Annotated in this window: 25 protein-coding genes; 8 read left to right on the forward strand and 17 right to left on the reverse strand. The window is 52.4% G+C overall.

The genetic code is table 11. The features are described 5' to 3' along the window. Positions 1-4 precede the first annotated feature (4 nt). The 4 genes from HCR03_RS00385 (at position 5) to HCR03_RS00400 (ending at position 4167) form a co-directional block, all read left to right on the forward strand. Positions 5-1060 carry an ABC transporter ATP-binding protein gene (locus HCR03_RS00385; protein WP_187036113.1) on the forward strand — a complete coding sequence of 352 codons (1056 nt, stop codon included), beginning with the start codon at positions 5-7 and terminating at the stop codon, positions 1058-1060. After that, on the forward strand, positions 1047-1991 hold the full coding sequence (locus HCR03_RS00390; protein WP_207727261.1) for an ATP-binding cassette domain-containing protein: 945 nt from the start codon (positions 1047-1049) through the stop codon (positions 1989-1991). The genes HCR03_RS00385 and HCR03_RS00390 overlap by 14 nt, the downstream gene beginning before the upstream one ends. Before the next feature lie 15 nt (positions 1992-2006). Continuing rightward, on the forward strand, positions 2007-2714 hold the full coding sequence (locus HCR03_RS00395; protein ID WP_187036115.1) for a tyrosine-protein phosphatase: 708 nt from the start codon (positions 2007-2009) through the stop codon (positions 2712-2714). An 85-nt stretch (positions 2715-2799) separates the two neighbouring features. Further along, positions 2800-4167: a transglutaminase-like domain-containing protein gene (locus HCR03_RS00400; protein ID WP_187036117.1), complete on the forward strand. Its 1368-nt coding sequence runs from the start codon at positions 2800-2802 to the stop codon at positions 4165-4167. On the opposite strand, the gene HCR03_RS00405 is transcribed toward HCR03_RS00400, so the two are convergent. The 17 genes from HCR03_RS00405 to HCR03_RS00480 are packed head-to-tail and all read right to left on the reverse strand — an operon-like array spanning position 4151 to position 19847. After that, the gene (locus tag HCR03_RS00405; RefSeq protein WP_187036119.1) at positions 4151-4960 is read right to left on the reverse strand and encodes a DUF7402 domain-containing protein; all 810 of its coding nucleotides are present in this window, start codon (positions 4958-4960) and stop codon (positions 4151-4153) included. The genes HCR03_RS00400 and HCR03_RS00405 overlap by 17 nt on opposite strands. Then, a complete protein-coding gene (locus HCR03_RS00410; protein ID WP_187036121.1) occupies positions 4941-5600 on the reverse strand; it encodes a PIG-L family deacetylase in 660 nt (219 codons plus the stop codon). Before HCR03_RS00410 ends, HCR03_RS00405 begins: the two co-directional genes overlap by 20 nt. A 34-nt stretch (positions 5601-5634) precedes the next feature. Next, positions 5635-6807: a Coenzyme F420 hydrogenase/dehydrogenase, beta subunit C-terminal domain gene (locus HCR03_RS00415; protein ID WP_187036123.1), complete on the reverse strand. Its 1173-nt coding sequence runs from the start codon at positions 6805-6807 to the stop codon at positions 5635-5637. A 5-nt stretch (positions 6808-6812) separates the two neighbouring features. Beyond that, positions 6813-7436 carry an acyltransferase gene (locus HCR03_RS19520; protein ID WP_066648913.1) on the reverse strand — a complete coding sequence of 208 codons (624 nt, stop codon included), beginning with the start codon at positions 7434-7436 and terminating at the stop codon, positions 6813-6815. Positions 7437-7450: 14 nt separating this feature from the next. Further along, positions 7451-9028 (reverse strand): oligosaccharide flippase family protein, encoded by a 1578-nt coding sequence (locus HCR03_RS00425; protein ID WP_228725042.1) that lies wholly within the window; start codon positions 9026-9028, stop codon positions 7451-7453. Next, positions 9025-11283, reverse strand: a complete 2259-nt coding sequence (locus tag HCR03_RS00430) for a glycosyltransferase (RefSeq protein WP_187036125.1) — start codon at positions 11281-11283, stop codon at positions 9025-9027. The genes HCR03_RS00425 and HCR03_RS00430 overlap by 4 nt, the downstream gene beginning before the upstream one ends. Before the next feature lie 41 nt (positions 11284-11324). Next, on the reverse strand, positions 11325-12410 hold the full coding sequence (locus tag HCR03_RS00435) for an EpsG family protein (protein ID WP_187036127.1): 1086 nt from the start codon (positions 12408-12410) through the stop codon (positions 11325-11327). A 36-nt stretch (positions 12411-12446) separates the two neighbouring features. After that, positions 12447-12887 carry a glycosyltransferase family 4 protein gene (locus HCR03_RS20230; RefSeq protein ID WP_330601087.1) on the reverse strand — a complete coding sequence of 147 codons (441 nt, stop codon included), beginning with the start codon at positions 12885-12887 and terminating at the stop codon, positions 12447-12449. Then, the gene (locus HCR03_RS20235) at positions 12884-13567 is read right to left on the reverse strand and encodes a glycosyltransferase family 4 protein (protein WP_330601088.1); all 684 of its coding nucleotides are present in this window, start codon (positions 13565-13567) and stop codon (positions 12884-12886) included. The genes HCR03_RS20230 and HCR03_RS20235 overlap by 4 nt, the downstream gene beginning before the upstream one ends. A 16-nt stretch (positions 13568-13583) precedes the next feature. After that, positions 13584-14633, reverse strand: a complete 1050-nt coding sequence (locus HCR03_RS00445) for a radical SAM protein (protein WP_187036128.1) — start codon at positions 14631-14633, stop codon at positions 13584-13586. Next, on the reverse strand, positions 14539-15885 hold the full coding sequence (locus HCR03_RS00450; protein WP_187036130.1) for a glycosyltransferase: 1347 nt from the start codon (positions 15883-15885) through the stop codon (positions 14539-14541). The genes HCR03_RS00445 and HCR03_RS00450 overlap by 95 nt, the downstream gene beginning before the upstream one ends. Continuing rightward, positions 15882-16598 (reverse strand): acyltransferase, encoded by a 717-nt coding sequence (locus tag HCR03_RS19585; RefSeq protein WP_187036132.1) that lies wholly within the window; start codon positions 16596-16598, stop codon positions 15882-15884. The genes HCR03_RS00450 and HCR03_RS19585 overlap by 4 nt, the downstream gene beginning before the upstream one ends. Before the next feature lie 13 nt (positions 16599-16611). After that, entirely contained in the window at positions 16612-17301 is a 690-nt protein-coding gene (locus HCR03_RS00460; RefSeq protein WP_187036134.1) for a sugar transferase, read from the reverse strand. A gap of 42 nt (positions 17302-17343) precedes the next feature. After that, positions 17344-18435, reverse strand: coding sequence for an LCP family protein (locus HCR03_RS00465; RefSeq protein WP_187036136.1), 1092 nt, complete (start codon positions 18433-18435; stop codon positions 17344-17346). Continuing rightward, a complete protein-coding gene (locus tag HCR03_RS00470) occupies positions 18432-18632 on the reverse strand; it encodes a tyrosine-protein kinase family protein (RefSeq protein ID WP_187038181.1) in 201 nt (66 codons plus the stop codon). Before HCR03_RS00470 ends, HCR03_RS00465 begins: the two co-directional genes overlap by 4 nt. Next, complete coding sequence (locus HCR03_RS00475) at positions 18571-19152, reverse strand: CpsD/CapB family tyrosine-protein kinase (RefSeq protein WP_187036138.1); 582 nt, start codon at positions 19150-19152, stop codon at positions 18571-18573. Before HCR03_RS00475 ends, HCR03_RS00470 begins: the two co-directional genes overlap by 62 nt. Positions 19153-19175: 23 nt before the next feature. Continuing rightward, the gene (locus HCR03_RS00480) at positions 19176-19847 is read right to left on the reverse strand and encodes a YveK family protein (protein ID WP_187036140.1); all 672 of its coding nucleotides are present in this window, start codon (positions 19845-19847) and stop codon (positions 19176-19178) included. A 578-nt stretch (positions 19848-20425) separates the two neighbouring features. On the opposite strand from HCR03_RS00480, the gene trpE reads away from it, so the two are divergent. From trpE to HCR03_RS00500, 4 genes are read left to right on the forward strand one after another with little or no spacing between them, the layout of a single operon-like run. Further along, positions 20426-21892: an anthranilate synthase component I gene (gene trpE, locus HCR03_RS00485; protein WP_187036142.1), complete on the forward strand. Its 1467-nt coding sequence runs from the start codon at positions 20426-20428 to the stop codon at positions 21890-21892. Then, complete coding sequence (locus HCR03_RS00490; RefSeq protein WP_187036144.1) at positions 21889-23535, forward strand: bifunctional anthranilate synthase component II/anthranilate phosphoribosyltransferase; 1647 nt, start codon at positions 21889-21891, stop codon at positions 23533-23535. Before trpE ends, HCR03_RS00490 begins: the two co-directional genes overlap by 4 nt. Then, positions 23532-24311: an indole-3-glycerol phosphate synthase TrpC gene (gene trpC, locus HCR03_RS00495; RefSeq protein WP_187036146.1), complete on the forward strand. Its 780-nt coding sequence runs from the start codon at positions 23532-23534 to the stop codon at positions 24309-24311. The genes HCR03_RS00490 and trpC overlap by 4 nt, the downstream gene beginning before the upstream one ends. Next, the gene (locus HCR03_RS00500) at positions 24308-24943 is read left to right on the forward strand and encodes a phosphoribosylanthranilate isomerase (RefSeq protein WP_187036148.1); all 636 of its coding nucleotides are present in this window, start codon (positions 24308-24310) and stop codon (positions 24941-24943) included. Before trpC ends, HCR03_RS00500 begins: the two co-directional genes overlap by 4 nt. Position 24944 lies beyond the last annotated feature (1 nt).

Below are 24944 nucleotides of genomic sequence, written 5' to 3' on the forward strand. Positions count from 1 at the left end.
AATCATGGAACGAGAGGTTGTCTTGTCGGTGCGGGATCTGAACGTAAAATTCCGGATGCGCAAAAAAGCCCTGCATGCGATCCGCGGTATTTCACTGGATCTGTATCAGGGCGAAAGTCTGGCGATCGTTGGGGAATCCGGTTCGGGAAAATCCGTCCTCTCGAAGAACTTCATCGGCCTTTTGGACAAAAACGGTTATGTGGAATCCGGTACGATCCAGTTCGGGGGGAAAGATATTACACACCTGAAGGAGAAAGAGTGGGAGCAAATCCGGGGCGGGCAGATCGCCATGATTATGCAGGACCCGATGACAAGCCTGAATCCGCTGAAAAGCATCGGGTGGCAGATCTGCGAGGCGCTGAAATATCACCGGAAAATTGTCGGGCAGGCGGCTCAGAAAAAAGCGGTCGAGCTTCTGACGGATGTCGGAATCACAGAGCCGGAAACAAGGCTGAAGCAATATCCGCATGAGTTTTCGGGAGGAATGAGACAAAGGGTTGCAATCGCAATCGCCGTCGCCTGTAACCCGCAGGTGCTTATTTGTGACGAACCGACTACAGCGTTGGACGTTACGATTCAGGCACAGATTCTGAACCTGCTGAAATCGCTGAAAGACCGCTACGGGCTGACTCTGGTCTTTATTACCCACGACTTGGGCGTCGTGGCAAATATTGCGGACCGCATCGCCGTCATGTACGCGGGCGATATTGTGGAAATCGGTACCTGCGATGAAATTTTCTACGACCCGAAGCACCCCTACACCTGGGCGCTGCTTTCGTCTCTACCGCAGCTTGGCACAAAGGGTGAAAAGCTGTATTCCATTCAGGGAACGCCGCCAAATCTCTATCTGCCCATCCGGGGCGACGCGTTTGCGCCCCGAAACCCGAACGCGCTTGCAATCGATTACCTGCACCGCCCGCCTTATTTTCAGGTCAGTGAAACCCATAAGGCAAAAACCTGGCTTTTAGACAGCCGGGCGCCCAAAATCGCTCCCCCGGAACAAATTCAGTCCATTCGCAGCATTTGTTTTTTGGGAGGAGAATCCGATGATAGAGAATAGAGAAGTCCTTTTGAGCGTCAAAGACCTGAAAGTTGCGTTTGGTGCGAAAAAACACAGCTTCGAGGCTGTCCGGGGGATCAGTTTTGATATCTACAAAGGGGAGACTTTCGGACTGGTCGGTGAATCCGGGTCCGGAAAAACCACGGTCGGAAGGGCGATTATCAGACTGATTCCCGTCAGCGGCGGGGAGATTGTCTTTAACGGGGAGCGCATCAGCGGGAAAATCCCGCGCGCGCTCGACAAAAAGGTGATCCGGAACATCCAGATGATTTTTCAGGACCCTATGGCCTCTCTGAACGAGCGTGCCAAAGTGGATTATATTGTGAAGGAGGGCCTTTTAAATACGGAAAAAGGGCTCTCCGCGCAGGAATATGAAAACCGGGTTCAGAAAGCTCTGATGGATGTGGGCCTGCTGCCGGAGTTTGCGGGGCGGTTTCCCCACGAATTTTCCGGCGGTCAGCGCCAGAGAATCGGAATTGCAAGGGCGCTGATTATGAAGCCGTCGTTTATTATTGCGGACGAACCGATTTCCGCGCTGGATGTTTCCATCCGCGCGCAGGTTTTAAATCTGCTGAGCAATTTGCAGAAAGAACGCGGCCTGACGTATCTTTTTATCGCGCACGACCTGTCCGTCATGCGCTTCATCTCGGACCGCATTGCCGTGATTCATAAAGGGCGGCTTGTGGAGATGGCCGAGACGGAGAAGCTCTTTCAGCATCCGCTGCATCCCTACACGCAGGCGCTGCTTTCCGCCATTCCTTTGCCGAATCCCGAAGCGGAAAAGCAGAAAAAACTAAAGATTTACGACCCCGCCTGCCAGGATTACTCCACCGACCCACCGGTCTGGGCAGAAGCGGAAGAAGGCCATTTTATTCTGGCGAATCAGGCGGAACTGGAGAAATACCGCGAAGTTTTGCAGCATGCGAGGTAAAAGGAAAATGAAAGCATGAGAAGATATCGTTGCGAGCATTGCAGAAATATGAGGGACCTTGGCGGTTACCCCTCTGCTAGGGGCGGCATCACGGCGTGGCGACGGTTTATCAGGAGTGATGCTCCGGTCCTGCTGACGCAGAACGAAACAGCCATGCTGCGAGAGCGGAATATCATGACCGTAATTGACCTGAGATATCCGGATGAAGCCGAAAGAAAGCCCTGTTTCCTTGCCGGGGAAAAGGACTTTTCCTATTACAATTTCAGCATCGGTTCTGGGTTCGTCCCCGCCGAAGAAGAAGAAATCAAACATTCTTATATGACTTTTGTACATCATCAATCCGCGATGAAACAGGTTTTTCAAACCATGGCCAAAGCAGACAACGGCATCCTCTTCCACTGTTCCGCGGGGAAAGACCGCACCGGCGTTGTGTCCGCCCTGCTGCTTTCTCTTGCTGGCGTGGAAGACTGCGATATTCTGGCGGATTACGAGGTGTCCTATCCTTATATCCGGCCGATTCTGCGGAAACTGAGGGAAAACGACCCCAGCCTTCCGGCTTTTGCCGGCAGATCCAAAACAGAGTATCTGGAGGATTTCCTGAAACTGTTTCGAGCCGAATATGGCTGTACCGAGGACTACCTCATGAGCATCGGATTGGATCGGACGATTCTTCATCGGCTGAAATCCAGACTGCTGGATGAAAGCAGCTTGCCGCAGGAGTAGGGTGCCGGCGGGCTGACGGAGCGGAATGTGCTTTTCGGCGGAAATGATTTGGGAAAGGCCTTTGAGTGAGAGGATGGAATTTTGTATGTACTCGGATTTGGAATATTTGGAGGTACCGCTTCCGGAAGATATCCAAAAGATGAAATGTCACGGGGACTTTGAAACTGTGAGGAGAGTCATCGGCCGCAGGCTTCGCTCGGAGCTTCCCTCTGCCTTGCGGAAACGTCTGGAACTGGAACAGGAAGTCCTTTTGAGGATTCCCGAGCAGTATCCTTATTCCTGGGAGCAGGCCTGCGCAATCCTGAAAGAAAATATTGCCGATTTCAGGGATGAGGAGCTGACCGCTTTCTGGGAAGACAATATGGTCGAGTGGGTTTACGTCGAGGGGAAAGTCCGTTTTCACCGAAAGTTTCTGGATAATCTGATGAAGACAAGGCCGCAGCTTGCGGCGCGGAACCTGCACCCGGTAAATCAGAAGGATCAAAACGTAAATTACGAGCTTTTAGATGCATCCATTGCGGAGATGAAACAAAAGGGAGAACTGAACTACTACTTTCACATCCGCAGCACGATGCAAATTCAGGAAAGTGCCCGAAGAATCGGCGAGACCATTCAGGTGCATCTGCCGATTCCGCTTGAGTACGCGCAGGTCCGCAATTTTAAACTGCTGTCCGTTTCCATGGAACCGATTCGCGTTGCGCCGCCCGACTATCCCCAGCGGACCGTCTGTTTTGAAACCACGTTAGAGGAAAACCAGAAGTTTGCGGTCGAATATGAGTTTGAAAACCATCTGGAATATCAGAACATGGAGCCGTCGCGGGTTCTGGACGCGCAGCCTGCTTTTTACACGGAAGAGCTTCCTCCGCAGATTCATTTCACGCCGTATCTTCGCATGCTGGCGGCGGAAATAATCGGCGATGAAAAAAATCCGCTGCTGAAAGCAAAGAAAATTTACGAGTATATTACGGCACACGTGATGTATTCTTTCGTCAGGAGTTACAGCACCATTACAGACCTTACCTCTTATGTTGCTTGCGGGCGGAAGGGTGACTGCGGAATTCAGGCGCTTTTATTCATCACGCTTTGCCGGATCGCAGGTATTCCGGCAAGATGGCAGGCGGGACTCTATGCGACGCCGTATGAAGTCGGCGAGCATGACTGGGCGCAGTTTTATATCGCCCCGTATGGATGGCTTTTTGCCGACTGTTCTTTCGGCGGCACGGCCAAACGCAACGGTGCGGCGGAACGGTGGGAATACTATTTCGGCCATCTCGACCCGTTCCGGATTCCCCTGAGTTCCGAGTTTCAGCACGAGTTTGCCGTCCCGACCGGGCATTTCCGGAACGACCCCTATGATAACCAGGACGGCGAAGCAGCCTATGCGGACAGAAACCTCACGTCGGCGGAGTTTAAGACAGTGCATGAAGCGCTGGAGCTCAGACAGATCGAGTGAATCGTGCAAAATTTCTTCTCAGCCGCTCTTTTGCCCGGTGAACGAAGCGTCCTGATTCAAAAAGGCTGCGGAAAAGCCCTGCGAAACATGCCCGAATGAAGTTTCCGGATTCTTTTTCAGTGGAATACCGCTCAAAAATGGAATTCGGAAACTCTTTATCTTCCCGCTTTTCATATACCTCAAATTCGGTTAATCCGGGATTGTCTCCCGAAAAATCCGTGATCTGAAACGAAAAGGCTCGGATTCCGGTTTGAGTTTCAAATTCCACGATTGTTCTTTTCCCGGAATTGTCCAAAGGGCCGGTTTCCAGGCAGAAACCGTTGTCGAATCGGATGATTCCGTTTTTGACATGGTCATCCGGGGCGAAATTTTCATAGAGGCAAAAGCAGGAAATGTTTACCGGCTCAGGAAAGGTAAATTCGACCGATTTTACGGGGTCATTCCGGCCAGGCGACCAGACGCAGTTCCCGAATATCCCGATCCCGTCTCGTCCTCCAGCAAGATCCGGGCAGTCGATGAGCTTAAAATCGTTTAGACATTCCGGGTTTCCGGAAGACGCTTTTGTTTTTGCCCGATAGGACAGACTCTTCGTACTGCGGAACCAATAGACGAGGTCGGAGTTGCAGATTCGGTCGAACCTCCATTTTGCCGCTTGCGAACGGTGTTCCCGCAAGGCCTGGTAAATCACGTTTTGCCACGGAATCAGCGTTCGCGTTTTCGAAGGGACGGAAAGTCGGATTCTTTCGTTCCACGAGTAGGCAGGGACGTCCAGTTCAAAACGGCTGTCGTTCAAAAGCGCTCTGCGCGGGGGCAGGGTCGGCTGCTCCGGCAAATGAAAATAGTCTTTTGGTCCGTTCCACACCCCGGCATAGGCAAACTTTTTTCAGGACGAGGGGATGATAGCTGTTCCCGGATTTTAAAATTTCACCCAATACCTCTTCAAGCATCAGGGAGGTACAGCGGTGGTCCGGGTGCCAGTCGAAATCGACCGCGATCAGCGCCTGTGCGCGCAGGTCCAGCAGAATATCGCGCAGGTCCTTTTTGTAGTGGTCACGTGTGTAGGTATGGTGAAATCCGGATTTCTGAAACCGGTAATCAGGGTGGTTTTCTAATCCGTAGGTTTTCAGGTGCCCGCCGGCTGATTCCAGCGGCACGCCCCCGTCCGCGTTATAGAGATGCCTGCTTCCCTTCCAGCCGTCCCCGTACCCCATAAACAGGATGTCCTTTTCGTCAACGCCCAGAATTTTCAAAGCGCGGATTGCTTCTTTTAATCTTTCCGGGCCCTGGCCGGGAAGATAATCGCCGTTTGTGGTGTACAGGACGGTAACGCTGCTTCCACCGTGTGTCAGGCGGGTAATCAGCTGTCCTGCCACATTGATTTCGTCGTCCGGATGCGGAACGATGACCAAATATTTTCTGTATTCCGTCTGCATAATTCCTCTCTTTTCACTCCGGATCGGCTTTTGATTACTCCTGCGCCCCGCGCAGGATTTTTTTGATTCCGGATAAAAAGGTTCGCGGATGAAAGCCGTGAAATTTTGAGGGAGAGGCGTATTGTTCCGCAAGCTCGTAAAACGGGCGCCGGTCGATTTCCTCAAAAAACTTACGGCGGTTTCGTCCGGCCTTCGCAGCGCGTTCCATACAGAAATTTTCGGCCCGAATTTCATCCGTTCCGCAATTTGCCCAGATCAGGCGCGGTTTGATTCGTTCAAAGGCCGCCCGGCCCTTTGAAGTGTTAAGAATTACCGCCGAGGTGCCTTTGTCGGTATCCAGCTCCGGATGGATTTTTTCAATTCCCCAGAAATCCCCCAGAGTAATGTCTCCTTCCTGAAGACAGTGAAAAGGGCATTGATAGCAAGAGGGACGGAGGAAAAGGTTACGCTCCAGGTACCCGGTCATGAAGGGGTCCTGAAAACGGCCGCCGTAATAAACCCCGCCGTTTTGAAAGGTGATCCGGGTACCGAAGCGGTGCCAGCCCGCGTCCTTGTTTTTAAACTGAACGGATTGGACGGGCGCGCGGTAATCGGATTCGAGCATATCCAGATATTTTCTGAAAACTTTGGGGGAAGCGACTCCACGGCAGATGAAATCACAGCGAATCAGGTTGTCATATTCTTTTCTTAGGAAACAGCGCAGCGCGGCGTTTTGGCAGGGTGTGCCGCAGAAAAGGACCGGAAGCCCTTTCTTCAGCCATTCCTGTACTTGAGCGTAAATACGTTGCGTATCGCTCTGCAAGTACTTGGACTGCCGGAGCAGGGGAATGTCCTCCTCCGAAAATATGGCTGCGTGCTCCACCGCGAAGTTTTCCGTGTACCGGGCGCCGACCGCCGCTCCGCCGTCCGACAGAACCTCTTTGGCAAGTTCGGTAAACACTCCGCCGGATGTGCTGTTGAGCTGCGTTTCCCGGTCTCTGCTGTAGCAGGCGAAGGCTTCCGGCTCGGTTCGGTTTTCCGGCTTCGCCTTAGAAAGCGGGCATTTTAACAGGCAAAGGCCGCAGTCGGTGCATTTTTCCCGGTCAATGACAGGGTACAAAAATCCTTCTTGATCCGGTTCCATAGAAATCGCCCGGTGGACGCAGACGCAAACGCACGCGCCGCAGCCGGTGCATTTTTCCTTTTCAATTACATCTACCGTCATCATGAAACCTACTTCCAGTTTATATTTTCCCGAATCACACGGGCAGGAATGCCCGCGGCGAGGCAGTGCGCCGGAATCTCTCCGGTTACCACGGCGTTTGCGGCGATGACGGAGTGGTCGCCGATCACCGCTCCCTTCAGAATGGTGGCATGAGTGCCGATGAGGACATGGCTTCCGATCCTAATGGGTTTTGTCATATCACTCCCGATTCCGCAAAGCTCATGCGAATCGGAGTCCAGAATGGTGACGTTGTGGGAAATAAAAGTGCGGTCTCCGATTTCAATCAGGCGGGTACATCTGATTTTTACATCCGAATTGCATCCGCAGTCTTTTCCGAAAAACAGTTTTGCATTTTCAAATACAATGATGTCTCCGCCGTAATACAGCGTAAACTCACCGCCGGTTTCCAGTACGGCGTCCCGGTCCACGCGAACGATGGTTGAGCGTCCGTTCCTCTTGATGCAGTTGACGTTGGTTCTAAAATTCCCCCGAATGATCAGCCTTCCGTTTGGCCCGAAGATAAAGACGGAACGGGAGTAGGGAATGATTTTTCCTCCGCTTTTCCGAACGTGTCCGCAGAAAAAATTGTAGCGGATCGCGGAAGAAAGCGACAGTTCGTGAGCCAGGCGCATACGGCATCCTCCTTTTATGATTTGTCCTTTCCCGGCAGGGGAGTTTTTTGCGGTCGCGCAGGATTTTTTACGAATTTTTGAAACGGCTGTAAAATAAGTCCCTTTTCATAGGCGTTCAGGCCGAATTCCCAAACAGAAAAAAAGAACAGCACGGAGTAGAGCAGCCCAACCCCCAAAAACCGAGCAGCGCTGTCAACCGGGAAAAAGCGTGTAACGCAGAATCCAAAAGCTGCCGGTAAAATCAGCGCGGGGAAAGTTTTCAGAATCTGTTTCCAGAAAAAAAGAATGTCCAGTCCGACTCTTGACTGATAATACCAGTTCATTATGAAGCCGGATCCCAGCGTGATAGAGGCCGCGGTGGCTGCGGCGCAGCCGACGCCGCCGAGGGACGGGCATAGAAGAATGCTGGCGGTGAGATTGACGGCGGCGATGAGCGCGTAAACGACCGAGCGGAATTTGTGCATGTTTTTGGCGATCTGTATTTCAATTCCAAGATTTTGAATTAAAGGAATTGTAACCGGAACCATCAGCAGCAGGGCGATGTGATAAGCCGTCAGGTACGTCCCCGCGTATTCCCGGCCCGCCCATACTTTGATAAAATAGCCGCCGAAAAAAGCAAACCCTGTCAAAATGAAAGACAAAACAAAAAACTGGATTCTTCCGACTTTGGTAAACAGATTTGTTAAGGATTTGACGTCGCCGTCTTCCGCAACCATCCGGTTTACCTTTGGAACAAACACGGACGAAATCGCTGTTGAGAAAGAAAGGTATATGGTGTTGAACTGGGAGCCGATGGAGTAAACTGCCACCTCGGAGCTGCCCTTCATTTTCCCCAGTATGATTTTATCGATGCTCCAGTTTGCCTGCTCCGTCACCATGTTCAAAAAGATATAAGCGGAAAAAATCCAGATTTCCCGAAGCAGCGCAAGATGAAACCGGCTGAAAATAAACTGAGTTTTCAGCTTGCTCAGACAGAACCAGATGTTAATCAGCAGACCCGCTGCATTCAAAGCGGTCGTTACGACAACCAGACTGATGGACCGGTACCCCATCAGAAGAAGCGGAAGCGTCAGAAACGGGTTCAAAACGGTTCGCAGCAAATTTACCGTTTTTTGAAAAATATACTGCTCGTGAATCATCACGATGGAATCGAAAACGCTGGTCGGAAATGTAATGGCAATATTAAAAACCATTAGCTTCATCAAAACCGCGGCGATTTTAATCTCTCTGTCCGTCAGCCCGCCGGAAAGAAGAGAGCCCGCGTTTTTTATCAGGACGCAACCGGCCGACAGCGCAAGAATTGAGATCAGGGTGAACAGGGTCAGAAACATCCCGTTCAGGCGAGCCATTCCCGTAACGTCCTTTTTCGCCTGAAGGCGGGAATAGAAGCGGATATAGGCGCTGTCGAACCCGAAACTCAATACCCCGAGATAGCTGACCATGGAGTAGACCAGATTATAAACTCCGTATTCGCTTTTTCCCAGAAGGCGCAGCATCACGGGCGTGTACGCAATGGCGATGACGCTCTGCGCCGCCATGGTCGCGTAGGAAAGAACGACTCCCGCTTTTCTCTGGCCGGCCCTCGCGTTCAATTCCGTTCACCCGCCAGCTTTTCAACTTCCTTTGACGCGTCCAGAGCTCTGGCGCAATAATCCGGCATGACGCTTTGAAGGCGGGCGCGAATGGAGTTTTCTTTGTTCATCAGCCATTTGAAGGCATGCACAAGGTCGCTGCTCTTGCGCAGCGACTGCGCCGGGATGACGTAATGCTCGTCGGTCCCAAAAATATCTTTCGCGATTCCCGCGGATTTGACGGAATATCCGACGACGAGGGTCGGCACGCAGGAAGAATATGCCGCGATGGACGCGTGGGTTCGGGCACACAGCATCATGCGGCAGCGGGCGATGCAGCCTTTCAGCTCCATACAGTTATGGTCCTCCACCAGAATTACACGGCCGGTGTCCCGAAAGGGCTCGTACAGATTTTCCATGACCTTAAGGTCGGCCTCCACAACATGAGGGATAAGGGCAATCTGAAAATCGGTTGAGGCAAGAATGAAACGAATCAGCGAAAGGTAATTTCGAAGCGTGATTCCCTTGCTGCTTTCATATTCCAGAATCAGAGGACTAACGTTAATCCCAATCATATGTGTTTCATCAAATCCGGGGGGAAGGGGATGCTTTCTCCCTTGCAGAAGAAACGCCGGGTCCGGGCAGAGCTTTGTGTTTTTGCAGATCTTTGCGTTCAGCAGCGCGCGGTACGTGATGGATTCACGCGCCGTAATCAATGAATACCGGTTCAGGTCCCTGAGAATTTCAGGGTCCTCCAGCAGCTTTGGCTCAATGGAACAACCCCACAGGACGGTTTGAACGCCCTTTTGATTCAGCCTGTGATTCAGGGCCCTCAGAATCAATGGGTACCGGTAGCGGGGATAACAGTAATTGTCTCCGCCAATGGAGATCGCGATTTTAAAATCCGGGTTTCGAAGCAGGTTTCCGTACACTTTGGCGCATTTCAACCCCGCATCTCCCAGGATTTTCATCAGAATCCCGGCAGGCAGCCGAGCGGGATCATATTGACAAAACGGTTTTCCTGCGGCGCGGACACGCAGGATGCGGTCGATTCCGTAAGACCGGTCGTCCTCCGGATGACCGGAGAAAAGAATGAAACTGAAATCGGTCAGCATTTGTGCGGTTGAGCGGATGATTGCCTCGCAGCCGTGATTTTTGCTGCTATCGTGAAAATAAAGAGCCGCCGTTTTCCCAAAGCTATCGGCCGATTTCTTTTCGACAGACCCGTTTAAAAGCGTGCGGTGCTTGATGGAATGGTACAGAATCAGGAGCCAGTCGGCGTTGAGCTTGACGCATAAAATCTGCGGCCGGACATTCCTTCGAAAACTGCTTCGTTTTTTCCAGGCGCTGTGAAGCGCTTCCCGAACAATGGGCAGCCGCTTTAGCTCCCTGCAGTACCGGATGCGCCGGAACAGCCCCAGGGGAGTTCCCTTTTTGCACGTATTCGCGGCCGCAAGAATCAGCGCGTTCGCGGCGCTGGCTCTGATTCCCTCGTCCACACAGGTCCGGCCGTATTTTGCGGAAAGGTTTTTTCGTGACCACTCTAGAACGGCCATCATGTCCGGCCACATGTTTTGTATGTAATTGCGGGTAACGGAGCCTGGGTTATCCCGGTAGAAATAGAGGAATTCACGGTTAACACTGATTCGCTCCGCCGCGTCCACACACTGAAGAACAAAGAGCATATCTTCCGACATTCTGATGGTCTCGCTGAACCGAATCCCGTGTTTCATGAGAAGCTCCCTTGAAATCAGAACCGTGCAGCTGCTTCCCATGATGTTGCGCTCGGAGGGAGACAGAATTCCGGACAGAAGCTTCATCTTGATTTGAGGGTCCTGCTCTTTCATGCCGCGGAACTGGTCGCGGCGGGTTTGGCGGTTCTCTTTCACCATTGCAAAATTACAGAAAACAAGCTGCGACCGGCTGGAAACGGCGTCCTGAGTTAATTTGCGGAACATATCTTTAGAGACCCAGTCGTCCGCGTCCGCAAACGCGAGGAATTCCCCCCGCGACGCTTTTATGCCCGCGTTTCTTGCGGCGCCGACTCCCGCGTTTTTCTGCCGGATGAAACGGATTCTCCGGTCCCTTTTCGCATATCGGCGGCAGATTTCCGGACTGCCGTCAGTGGAACCGTCGTCGATCAGAATAATCTCCATTTGATGATAGGTTTGACCGATCAGGGATTCCAGGCATTCTTGCAGTGTTTTTTCCGCGTTATAAACAGGAACGCATACGCTGACGAGACCTTGTTGGAATTCTTCAGATAGTTGTATCATCCGTGCATTCTCCCGTCTTGATTTTTATTCGGATTCTGATTTCAGTGAAAAATGGACTGGTAGGGCACCGTTTGGCAGCTTCCCATTACAAAATAGTCGTAAATCCACAAAAAAAAGACAAAAGCAAATACTGCAATGCCAATCCATGTTTTTTTTCGCTCTTTTAATCGCCGGCAGTAGGTGGGAACGAGAACAATTTGAGGAATCAGAAAATAGTAAGCGATTCTTTCCGTAAAATAAATGGTTGTATAGGCCATCAGCCGGAAGATGCAGCCCATGATCAAAAGGTTAAACAGCAGAAACATGCGGGAATCCCGTTTCAGTTCCCGTCGGAGCAGAAAACCGGGAAGTAAAAAAGGAACGGTGCGTGCAAAAACGCCGATACTGAACGAAAAACTCTTGGTTGCCCGCAGATAACCGGAGTAATAGCGCAGGGAACCGATTCCGCCGACAATCGGATACAGAATCCGATTGTAGTTCAGGACCAGAAAAATCAGGGCGGCATAGGAGATCATGGCCGGCGCCTGATATTTCGGCTTTCCGTACAAAAAATGGGCAAAGTAAACGGGGAACAGAATGAGTGCGGAAAGGTGAAAACAACAGGCAAAAGCGGTCAGCGCGGAAAATCGAAACAGCTTTCTGGAAGTAACATATTTTAAAGCGTAAAACTCGATCGACATGGCCGCCGCCTGACGCATGATGTCAAACGAAAGCTGGTAATACAGCAGCATGAAAACAAGCATGCCCAACCCCACGCTGAGCTTTTTTCGGTATTGCTTCAAACCGAGGAAAACAAAAAGAATTGTAAGGAACGAAACAAGAAAAAGAAGAACCGGGAAACCGCAGCCCAACGCGATAACAAATCGGTTCAGCAGTACGAACCCGGGTTCCATGCGGCTGCGATAATGAATATGATTCTGAAGATTCAGAAATTCGGGATAATAAACCAGCAGATAATCCGTCCCGATGCCGTACCGAAATCCGGCGGTCAAAGAAGGAATCAAAACCGCGTTACAGGCAAAAAATCCCTGTGCCCGGATATCCCTGGACCGGACGGAGCATTCGGCATTGAGAGCGGTCAGCAAACTGATGGTGCCGTAAAAGATCATGGAGCTGTAAAAATCCATAAGCGCCCCCAAACCGTATTTTTAGTTTTTCTTTTTTCATCCTGTGTCTTTACCCTCAGCTTTAACGTTCCGGTACGCGGACAGCGCTGTTTCGCGTGCGACAAGGTCCCAGTCGTAGTGCTTCAGGACATATTTTCGCGCCTGATCCGCCTTATCGGCGGACGGCCCCTCCTTTAAAATGGAGCAAATTTTCTGCCGGAGATCTTCCGGGTCGCCTTTTCGAAACGTATATCCGAAGGGCCCCAGCACTTCCGTGTTTTCCGGAATATCGCTCACAAGGCAGGGGCAGCCGCAGCTCATGGCTTCCAGCAGACTGATGGGCATGCCTTCTATCTCGCTGGGGAGCAGATAAAGGAACGCGTTGCTGAAGAGTTCGTCCAATTCCGGCCCCCGGACAAATCCCGCCATGACAACTCGTTTATCTTTGGCCGCCATTTTGCGGATAAAGTCCGTGTAGCCGTCGGAATGGCTGCTCATCCCGGCCACGACCAGCTTTTTTCCGTATCGATCTCCGCAAAGGCGCGCAGCAGATAGTGCAGCCCCTTTTCGGGAACGATACGGGCCAGAAACAGCAGATAACAGCCTTGGCGCAAGCCGTACTTTTGGGTAATGAGGTTGGCTTTTCGAATTTCCGGACGGTTTACTCCATTCGGGATTAACAGGGTTTCCCTGCCGTAGGTGTCTTTAAAGTACTGCCGGACATTCCGGGAGAGGACAATGAGCTCATCCGCATATTTGACCGCGCATTTTTCTCCCAGCAGCAGGAAATTTGACGCAAAGTTGCCCCACTTTGAGCGCTGCCAGTCCAGGCCGTGAATGCTCGCAACCGTACGGATTCCAAAGAGATGAGGCAGCCAAAGCATGGCGCAGGGGCCTTCCGCGTGAAAGTGAATCACGTCATATCGCCCGAACAGCGCGTGGACGGCGGCGAAAAAGGAATAGACGGGCGCGTCAAGGCATTTTCGGTTGATGGTCGGCACGGTAACAATCCGGATTCCGTGATATTCCCGGTTGTGCGGAAAGCCCTTTTTGCCTCGGTTGTAAACGGTTACCTCATGCCCCATTTCAACCAGCCGCAAAGAAAGTTCCTCTACATGAATTTCGACGCCGCCTTCACGGCTGGGGATCCTTTTCTGCCCGATCATTGCAATTTTCATAGCGCCCTCTCGAAGCTTATTCCCGCAGAAGTCCGGCGGTGTCGCTCTGAATCCCGTTTTCATCATCGGGATTTTCCCGAATAAAACCGTTTTCCTTCAGGCTGTACCCGCGCTTCAGCAGTTTGTGCCGGGCGACCCACCCGACGGGTACGGAAAAATGCTGTTTCATGGCGGGGGAAACGCTGCCGATCATCCAGCAGTTTTTGGGGCAGCATCTCACCGCCCTGCGCACTTTTTCCGCTTCGGCGGAATTCCAGATCTCTTCCCACGATTGGTTCTTCAGGTTGCCCATCGGCATTTTGCAATCCATTCCGTTGCAGGGCAGAACATCGCCGAACGGGTCGAGAAAAAAGCCGTTGCTTCCCATTTCGCAGGGCAAAAGCCGGGGGTTTCCGTAAATGTAATTGATCAACCCGTGGTTAAAGTAGGCGCGAAACCACTTTTTTGGCGAATTGCTTTTCAACAGCTCGTTGATCAGTTTTTCAAATTGCAGCGCCGTGTGGTATTTGTCAGCGATAGCGTTGTCCGTTTTGCGAAAATAGAAAGAGTTGTGAAGCGCGGCGGTTGCGAATTCCATTTTCATATCACAGGCCAGTTCATAAAGCAGGAGCAGATCGTCCGCGTTGCCGTCCTGAACCGTCATTCCGAATCCCACATCCCTGTGTCCGGCGGCGATAAGCTCCAGCAGACAGCGCAGGCCATGGTCAAAGCCGTCCCGAATGCCGCGAATGGCGTCGTTTGTTTTGGGCATTCCCTCTATGCTGATCCGGATTCCCAGCCGGGGGTATTTGCGGCAGAGAGCTAAAATTTTCTGATGGAAATATCCGTTGGTGGAAATGACGATCCGGTCGGCCTTTCGATCCAGCTCGGAAACGATTTCGTCCAAATCGTCGCGGAGAAACGGTTCTCCCCCGGTAATGTTTGCGAATTTCATCCGGGGAAGTTTCCGGATGAGATCAGGACTGATCTCATCACTTTTTTTGGTCGGGTCGGCATAGCAGCCGCACATGCTGCAGTGGGCGTTGCAGCGGTAAGTGACGATAATCGATCCGTGCAGATGATTCATGATGGTTACCTCCGTGCTGACTCAGACTTTTGTATTCCTGAAAAAATTTTTCAAGATAGCGTTCGGCGCTGAATTCCTTTTTGGCCCGTTCCAGGGCGTTTTTACACATTTCAGCGTATTCCTGATCATCCAGCCGATACAGCTTTGCAATCGCTTCACGAAGGGAGCCGGCGCTGCCGGCTTTAAAAATGTAGCCGGTAACGCCGTCCTCCACCAATTCCGGAAGTCCCCCAAGATTGCTGACAATGCAGGGGCGGCCCTTCGCCATTGCTTCCAGAATAGAATAGGGACAGTTTTCATACCATTCGGACGGCAAAACCACGCATTTGCACTGCTCCAACAGCTTTTGAAGCGCTTCGCCGCTTTGAAAACCGACGAAGCGAACTGATTCTGTCAGTCCGTTCTCCGCCGTGAAGCGCTCAAGCTCCGGGCGCTGCGGCCCGTCCCCCGCAACGGTCAATCCCATAGATGCTCGCGGGTCGGCTTCTTTCAACGCTTTTAATAAGGTCAGGATTCCTTTTTCCGGCGACAGCCGGCCGAAGTAAAGCAAAGAATCGCCGCAGTGTTCGGGCATCCGGTAAATCGTGCCGATCGGCAGAGGGTTTCTCAAAAAGCAGATTGGTTTCCGGGTGAATCCCGCTTCAGTCATCTTGTCCTGCAAAAAAAAGGATGGAGACAGATAGAGGTCAACCCGGTCGTAGAGCTTTTTCCATCTTAGAAAACAGGCCTCCATGGCGGCAAGAACGCTTTTGATCCGGGAATTTTTCACGCACTTTTTCAGGATACACGGCAGGAAGCATCCCCCGGAGCATCTTTCACAGACTGCTCCATGAGAGAGCATGGTGCAGTTCGGGCAGAGAAAAACCAGATCGTGCGCGACAAAAACAACGGGAATTCCGTGCCGCTTGAGCGGTTCAAGAATGGAAAGCGTAATTTGCCTGTGTACCAGATTTAAAACCGCTAAATCGGGCTTTTCCTGTTGAATCAGGCGCTCCATCTTCTTTTTTGCTTCCAATGAATACACAAGGCGGAAGCCGAACCTGATTTTTTGAATTGCGCGCACGTTCTTTTCGTTGTAGTCCACGTTCGAAACAAAGAAAGGTGATTGCCGGCAAGGGATGTTTTTGGGGTTCAGCATGGAAAAATAGACGACCTCATGTCCGCTGTTTTTCAGTGCGTCGGCAAGAGTGAAATAGTAGGTCTCGGCTCCGCCCTTCGGATAATGGAATTTGTTGACCAGCAGTATTTTCATAATTCCTTCTCTTTCCGCGAGCCGCGGTATTTCATTACTTTGGCGGGCACGCCTCCCGCCACCGCCCGGCCGGGCACGTCACGGTTTACCACAGCGCCTGCGGCGATTACCGCGCCGTCTCCGATTCTAACCCCGTCCAGAATGGTTGCCTTTGCGCCGATCCAGCAGTCGGAACCGATCTCTATTCCTTTTCGAACCACGCCCTGAAGGCGGATTGGAACCGCAAGATCTTCATAAACATGGTTTTCCGCGTGAAGGCTGACCATTGGGCCAAAGATGGTATTGTCCCCGATTCGTACGGACCCTCTCACGCCGATAAAACAGCCGGGGGAAAAGCCCACGCAATTCCCGACACTCAGGCTTTCTCCCAGCTGCCGCAGAACGCCGGTGCAGTCAATGACCGTATTTCGCCCGATGGAAACGTTCCTTCCGAAGATAACCCCCTGCCGGCAGAGAGCGTTGATGCATGCGCCGTCTTCAATCAGCAGATTTTTACCGCAGGAAATATTCCCCGCGCATTTGATTTTTACATGCTTTCCGATCAGAACAGCCCCATCCCTGTGGTGAAACGCAAACCCTCGAAGCCATCCTCTTGCCAGTTGGCGGAACCTTTCCCAAAAAACACCGCAAAGGTCTTTCAGCTGAATGCAATCCTGCAGAATGTAAGGCTCGCCTTTCAGCTTCGACAGGAATCTTGAAACCGCTTTTCTCATGTACTTCCGTCCTTTAATAGGCTCCCATTCCGAACAGAACCGCAGGCACTGTTTTCAGAATGGTTTTAAAATCGATCCATAAGCACCGTTCCCGAATATACTGTAAATCCAAATTGACCCAGCGTTCAAAGCTGACATTGCTTCTTCCGCTGATCTGCCAGTAACAGGTTAAGCCGGGAGTCACCCGCAGACGCTGCATCTGATAGGGCGTGTACTGTTCCACCTCCCTGAATAACGGAGGCCGCGGACCGACGATGCTCATTTCGCCTTTTAGAATGTTGATCAGCTGCGGCAGCTCGTCGATGCTTCCTTTCCGGATAAAACGGCCGACGCGCGTCACCCGTGGGTCGTTCGAAATTTTAAATACGGGTCCGTCCGCTTCATTCAGGTACCGGATGTTTTTCAGCTGTTCTTCGGCGTCCGGACACATGCTGCGGAATTTATAGAGTTTAAAAGGTTTTCCGTTTTTCCCGGCACGCATCTGGGTATAAATGACGGGCCCTCTGGAATCCAGCTTGATGGCGCATGCGGTCAGGATAAAAAGCGGCGAAAAAAAAACAATCGCCATTACGGAAAGAGCGATATCAAAAAGACGTTTGATAAACTCATAGGCCTGCGTCCGATTTTCAGAAAGCAGGGGATACGCTTGTGCGGGAACCTCGCAGGCTGCGGTTGCCGCCTGAAAAGTCACGTCTCGGTTCATTTTTCACTCCTCCCAAATCAGACACGAGTTTTCCCGGCCGGATCAGCCGGAGATTTGTTTCTGTATTTCTGCGACGTTTTTGGATAAATCGATTTTCAGAACGGACATTCCCCGAACATTCTGGCAGGAAAAGGTTCCGTTGATTGGAATATGACACGATTCCACCTTGTAGTTGGGATAAGAAGGCAGAAGCAGGAGCAGCGAGAGCAATTCTCCCTTGCTTAAATTGGTGGTAATATCCGGTAAAAACGTGTTCAGCAGGCTTGCTGATTCTAAAAGACTTTGTGTTTTCAGCTTTTCCAGTGCTTTTCTCAGAATCGCGCGCTGCCGGTCGGTCCGGTCAAAATCTCCGCTCCCGATGGAGCGGATGCGCGCGTAGCTCAGCGCCTGTTTTCCGTTCAGAAGCTGTTTTCCTGCGGAACACAGAACTCCGTCGTTTTCAGCGATTCCGTACCAGAGGTTTATATTCCGGACGTACTCATTGGCCGCCGCGATTTCGTCGTCGGTAACGTCGATTTCAACGCCCCCGATCCGGTCGATGAATTTCATAAAAGAGGAGAAATCCACGGAGATGTAATGATCCACCTGTACCTGAAAATTGCGTCGGATGGTCTCAAGAAGAAGGGAAGGCCCGCCGAATGCGTTTGCGGCGTTCAGGCGGTTCTCCTGCCAGATTCCGGGAATCCGCAGGTAAATGTCGCGCAGAAAAGATGTAAAGGCCACTCGCCTGGTCCGGCGGTTGATGGAGACCAGTATCATGGTGTCCGAGCGCCCTCTTTGGCCCGGAACTCTGCTGTCGCTGCCGATCAGAAGAAGGTTGAAAACATTTTGATTCTCCGGAAGAGAGGCAGCGTCCTCGAGAAGCTGCTTTTCCACGAGGCTTCCCGGGGCGCCGGATTGATTCTGGGAAGACTCCGGCGCCGTCCGGCTGTCGGAGTCGGTCCGAATGAAGGGAACAGGGCTTTTTGTTTCCGGGTCATAATGAATCCTGTTCAGAGAATAATTAATGAGGAAGATTCCGGAAAGGAAAAAGAGGAGAAGAACTGCGGCAATCACGGCAGCGGCGGAAAAGGCCGCTTTCTTTCCGGTTACCTTTCTTGTTCCAGATCTCTTGAAGATGGTCGTCTTTTTCATGGGCAGGGTTCACAGGTTTTGCCGTATCTGTCGTATCGGTATCTGCAATCCCTGGGTTCCGGCTTCATTCCGTTCAAGATGATTCCAAGGATTTTCGCTTCCGCCATTTTCAGCGTTTCAACGGTTTTGGTCAGCTCAGGATAGGTGGAAATTCCGTCCCGGACAACGATGATCACCCCCGTCGGATATCTTTGCAAGGGGCAGGGCGTCCACGACGATATTGACGGGTGACGTGTCCATGATGATATAGTCATAGTAAGGCTCCAGGCAAGCAAGCAGATTTTTCATCGCGGAACTTGCCAGAAGCTCCGACGGATTGGGTACGGCCACGCCGCTGCAGATTACGGACAGATTGGGCTCTTCCGTAGGCCGGGTTACATCTTTCACCCCGCACATGTTTCCAAGATAATTTGTCAGCCCGACCGTGTTGTCCAGACCGAAGTATTCGTGAATTTTTGGTCTGCGCAGGTCGGAATCGATCAGAAGAACTTTTATATCCACCTGCTGCGCCAGTGATTTTGCAAGATTGACGGAAGTTGTTGATTTTCCTTCCGCATCGAGCGAACTGGTGACGATGACTTTTTTGCATCCCTTTTTCAGCAGAGAAAAAGCAAGGCTTGTTCTTGCCACTTTATACGCTTCGGTAACCTGAAACGTAAGGCTTGGGTCCATGAAAGGTCTTTTCGGGGGGCCTTTTTTAAAGTGTTGGTTTTTCATATTGGATCCACCTTTTTCCCTTTTTAAAGTTTTTCATGAAAAGCAGGAATCGCGGCAAGGATCGGGAGATCTAGGTTTCCGGCAAGGTTGTCGCTTCTGATTTTTATATTGAAAAACGAATGCAGAAACAGGAAAAAAACACAGCCCGCAGCGCCCAGCACAAAACCCAGGGCGCTGAGCAGCACGCTGTTTGGAAAAGACGGCTTTTCTGGAATTACCGCCGGGTCGACAACCTCCAGCGTGGAGTTTTTCTTCAGGCTTCCGATGGTGGACGGGGCAAGCGCGGTGATGGAATCGGCGATCTTTTTGGCGTCGCCCGGCGTGTGTGCGGAGACTTTTGCCTGAAAAACTTCCGTTTGGTTCATGGGAGAGAACTCGATCATTTTTTCAAAATGATCTACAGTATCTTTGATGCCGGACCTTTCCATGACCTTTTGGTAAAAACTTCTGGTCTGCAGCATTTCGATATAGGTGTTTACAATTTTCTGGGCGTAGTCCAGGGCGTTGATGTTCATGGTTGGATCGGGATTGCTTTCCGGAGTATAAACATACAGCTTAACGGTCGAAACATATGTTTTCGGAACAACATATTTTGATATTCCATAGGCGGCGGCCGCGCAGAGTAAGGCGCTGAGAAGAATCGGCAGAAATTTTTTTCGGAAAAGCTTCAACATCTGTACCATTGATATTTCCATAATTCCTCCGTGCATTTTAAAAACAGTACAGCCTCGAACAGGCTTGTTTCATTTTTCTCATTTCATTTATATGTCGCTTTCTTACAGAAATGACCTTCTCCCGGATAAAAATGGAACCGCTGTGAAAGATCGGCCGGAGCCGTGCCAAAAACGCGGGAGCGGCATAAAATGATTAAAAAAGGATATTGACAAAATTTCAATACGCCTTTATAATAAGTCCAATTTCATATGAAAAATCCTGCGAGCAAAAGTAAGTAGCAGACACGGCGGTGTCACAGAGAGCGCGGTAACGGTGAGAGCCGGCACATACGATGGCTGTGAATGGATTTGTGAGGAGCACAGAGAAAGGCTTTGACCCAGTATCTGCCGCCGCGTCCGCGCGTTACAGCGGAAGGGTATTCATGCGTTTTGCGGCGTACCAGTTTGTAAGCGGCGCAGCAATGCAGTGTACCTGTTTTAAGGGGAACAATTTTTGTTCCCGAATAAGGGTGGCACCACGAGTCCATCGTCCCTGGTATATCAGGGACGATGGACTTTTTTTATTTGCTGAAACCCCAAAAACAAAAGGAGAATGGGCCATGTTGTATCCGCCGATTGAAACCGTAACAACCCTGCTGCAAAATTTTCGCACGGTACCCGTCTTTTCCGCGGAACTGATGGACTGCCGCACACCTGTCGGGATTTTCGCCGCGCTGAAGGAAAATTCGGAAAACTGCTTTCTTTTGGAAAGCGTGGAGCAGTCCGAGCGATGGGGACGTTATTCCTTTATCGGCGTGAATCCGAAAGAGGAGCTCGTTCTCCGCGACGGAACCGTAACAATTCGGTCGACGGAAGAGGCTTATGAGGAGCCGGTTACGGATCCGGCGGAATTTTTGGCCGGGTATCTTGAAAAGTACAGGTCTCCGCATTTTTCCGGGCTTCCCCGATTTGCGGGCGGCCTTGCGGGATATTTTGGCTATGATCTCCTCCGTTATCTGGAGCCGAAGCTTGGCCGGCCCCCGCGGAATGATCTTGAGATGCCGGACAGTGTTCTTCACCGGTATGACGAGGTGGTCGCGATCGATCATCTGAGCGGAAAAGCCTATGTGATTCTTCATATCGACGGAAACGCGGAGATAAAGCGGCAGTATGGCGCCTGTGAAGAACGGGCGAAGGAGCTTTTCCGGCAGATGGGCGGCGAGTTTCGGCTAGGCGCCCGGAAAACCTCGAAAGAGCCGCTGATTCGATGCAATATTTCAAAACAGGATTTCATCAGCCGTATTGAGACGGCGAAGCGTTTTATCCGTGCCGGGGATATTTTTCAGGTGGTTCCGTCCCGGCGGTTTGAAGCCGAAAATCCGCCGGACGCGTTTTCGGTCTACCGGATGCTCCGCGCGACGAATCCCTCGCCTTACCTTTACTATTTTCAGGCCCCGGATTATCAGATCGCGGGCGCGTCGCCGGAGATGCTCGTCCGCGTCGAGGACGGAGTCGTCATGAACAAGCCGATTGCGGGGACATCGCCGCGGGGAAGAGACGAAACGGAGGACAGACGGCTGGAACGCGAACTGCTGCGGGATGAAAAGGAATGTGCCGAGCACGCCATGCTGGTCGACCTTGGGCGAAACGACGTCGGCCGTGTTTCCAAATTCGGCACGGTGAAGGTTTGTGATTTCATGCATGTGGAGAGGGCCTCCAGAGTCATGCATCTGGTCAGTGAGGTTCATGGAGAGCTGAGAGAGGATAAAACCGCGGTGGATGCGCTTTTTTCCGTTCTTCCGGCAGGAACGCTTTCCGGCGCGCCGAAAATCCGGGCGATGCAGATCATTGACGAGCTGGAACCCGTCAAGCGCGGCGTGTACGGCGGGGCGATCGGGTACCTCGGCTTCGACGGAAACGCGGATACCTGCATTGCCATCCGCACGGCGCTGTTTCACAACGGAAAGGCTTATGTTCAGGCGGGCATGGGCATTGTGGCCGACAGCGACTCGGAAAAAGAATACGAGGAATCCGCGGACAAGGCTCAGGCGGTGCTGGAGGCAATTCGGAGGGCGGCGGAATTATGATCCTTCTTCTCGACAATTACGATAGCTTTACCTACAACCTGCGCGACCGTATCGGCGTATTTTACCCGGATGTCCGTGTCGTGAGAAGCGATACGATCACTCCGGACGAAATCGATGCAATGCAACCTGCGGCAATCCTGATTTCCCCCGGGCCGGGCTACCCGAAGGACGCCGGAGTTTCCGTCGAAGCAGTCCGCAGGTTCAGCGGAAAAATACCCATTCTCGGCGTGTGCCTTGGGCACCAGTCCGTCGGCGAGGCGTTCGGCGGCAAAACCGTTCCCGCAGAGCGGCTGATGCACGGAAAGGCGAGCGCTATTTCGATTGACGGCGGCTGCCCGCTGTTTTTCGGCCTGCCGGATGAAATCAGGGCCGCGCGGTATCACTCGTTGATTTTGGAACGCGATTCCCTGCCGGATTGTCTGCAGATCACCGCGGCGGACGCGGACGGCCAGATTATGGGAGTTCGGCACAAGACGGACCCCACGTTTGGAGTACAGTTTCACCCGGAGTCCGTGATGACTCCGGCGGGGGACAGGATTCTGTATAATTTTTTGAAAGAGGTGTGCAACTTGGAAATGAAAACAGCCGCGCCGTCGATCCCGGCGGAAAAGAGAGTCGCGCTCAAGCCGTTCCTTGCAAAGGTGGTTGACGGAGAAAACCTGACGGAAAGGGAAGCCCGCGACGCCATGGACTGCATCATGAGCGATCAAGCGACGGATTCCCAGATTGCGGCGTTTATCACCGCGCTGCGCATGAAGGGCGAAACCATCGATGAAATCACCGGGTTTGCCAGAATTATGCGCCAAAAGGCAAAGCCCGTCCCAATGTCCCCCGCCGCGGTGGACATTGTCGGGACGGGCGGCGATCTTTCGAACAGCTTCAACATTTCCACAACCTCCGCGTTCGTGGCGGCGGGCGCGGGACTCAGGGTGGCAAAGCACGGCAACCGCAGTGTTTCCAGCAAGAGCGGCGCCGCCGATGTGCTGGAAGCGCTTGGCGTCAGGATTTCCATCACGCCGGAGCAGGCCGCCGAATGTATGGAGCGATGCGGCATGACATTTCTCTTTGCGCAGAGGTTCCACGGCTCCATGCGTTTTGCTGCGGGGCCGCGCCGGGAAACGGGAATCCGGACGGTGTTCAACATTCTCGGCCCTCTCTCCAATCCCGCGCACGCGGAGGGAATGCTTCTTGGCGTATACGACGAAGCCCTGCTGGAGCCGCTCGCCGAAGTGCTGCGAAATCTTGGCGTAAAGAGCGCGATGCTGGTACACGGCAACGACGGCCTGGATGAGGTCAGCGTTTCGGACCGGACCGCGGTGTGCGAGATTCGGGACGAAAAGCTGCTGCGCTACGAGCTGAACCCGTGCGACTACGGCATCGGCCTCACGAAGAAAGAACAGATCGTGGGAGGCACGGCGCAGGAAAACGCGAGAATCACACTGGATGTTTTAAGCGGTCAAAAAGGCCCGGCAAGGGACATTGTAATTTTGAACGCGGGATGCGCCCTGTACGTCGGTAAACTGGCGGAAACCATTCAGCGCGGCGTGAATCTTGCGGAGCATTCCATCGACAGCGGCGCGGCCTTGCAGAAGCTGAGGGAACTAAAGGAACTGACCAACCGCTTTCCGGGTGACGCCTTATGATTCTGGATGAAATCGCGGAAAAGAGAAAAGAACAACTGAGACGGGAAAAAAGCGCCGTTCCCTATGAGGAAATTCGAAAAACCGCGGAGCAGGCCGGACCGGCAAGGTACTTTAAAGCGGCTCTGAGAAAGAAAAAGCTTTCGGTGATTGCGGAAGTAAAAAGAGCGTCGCCGTCAAAAGGGCTGATCTGCGCCGAGTTTCATCCGGCGGAGATTGCGAACCGTTACGAGGCCGCGGGCGCGGACGCTCTCTCCGTCCTGACGGAGGAGGCCTATTTTCAGGGCTCCTCCCAGGTTCTGCGGGAAGTGAGACGGGAAACTTCCCTTCCGATCCTGCGAAAGGATTTTGTGATTTCTCCGTATCAGATTTACGAGGCGAGAGCGATCGGAGCGGACGCGGTACTGCTGATTGCCGCTTTGTTGGACGCGTCAAGGCTCAGCGAATATAAAGCGATGGCGGATTCCGTCGGCCTTGCCTGTCTGATGGAGGCCCATAACGAGGAGGAACTGGAAAAAGTCCTGAACGCGGGGGCGAAAATCGTGGGGATTAATAACCGCGACCTGAAAACCTTCCGGGTTGATCTAAGCACGACCGCGCGCCTTTCAAAGCTGGTTCCGGCAGAATGCGTCCTGGTCTCTGAAAGCGGGATTGCCTCCCGTGCGGACATGGAGGCGGCAAAACAGGCGCACGCGGACGCCGTTCTGATCGGGGAGACGCTGATGCGCAGCGCGAACCCTGCCGCCCTGCTGCGCGAATGGAGGGGTGATTCGGGTTGAAAATCAAATTCTGCGGAATCAGGCGGCCGGAAGACGTCGCTTACATGAATGAATTCCGTCCGGATTACGTCGGTTTTGTCTTTGCCGGGACAAAACGCCGCGTTACGCCGGAAAAAGCCGCCGCTTTGGCAAGATTGCTGGACGCCGGCATCCGGAAGGTCGGCGTCTTTGTCGACGAGCCGCCGGAAAACATTGCCCGCGCCGTAAAACTCGCGGGATTGAATGTGGTTCAGCTTCACGGATCGGAAACGGCGCAGGGGATTGAAAGGTTACGAACCCTGCTGCCGGAGGCAGAGATCTGGAAAGCGGTGCGGGTCAAAAACAGCGGCAGTATTCCGCACGCGCAGAGGCTGGGGGCGAATATGCTGCTTCTGGACAGCTTTTCGGTTACGGAGCAGGGCGGAACCGGAAAAACGGCTGATTTGAATCTGATCCGGAAAGCAAATCTTTCGTCGCCCTTTTTCCTCGCGGGCGGGCTGAACAGCGGTAACATTGGGCCGATCGTGAGGGAATTCTCTCCCTATGGGGTAGATGTTTCCAGTGGGATTGAAACTGGCGGCGTGAAAGACCGCCGGAAAATCGAACAAATCATGAGGATTCTACGAAAAGAATCCGGAAAGGCGGAAGGCTGAG

Origin of the sequence: Caproicibacter fermentans (assembly GCF_014303955.1) — a bacterium.
Classification (GTDB): domain Bacteria; phylum Bacillota; class Clostridia; order Oscillospirales; family Acutalibacteraceae; genus Caproicibacter; species Caproicibacter fermentans.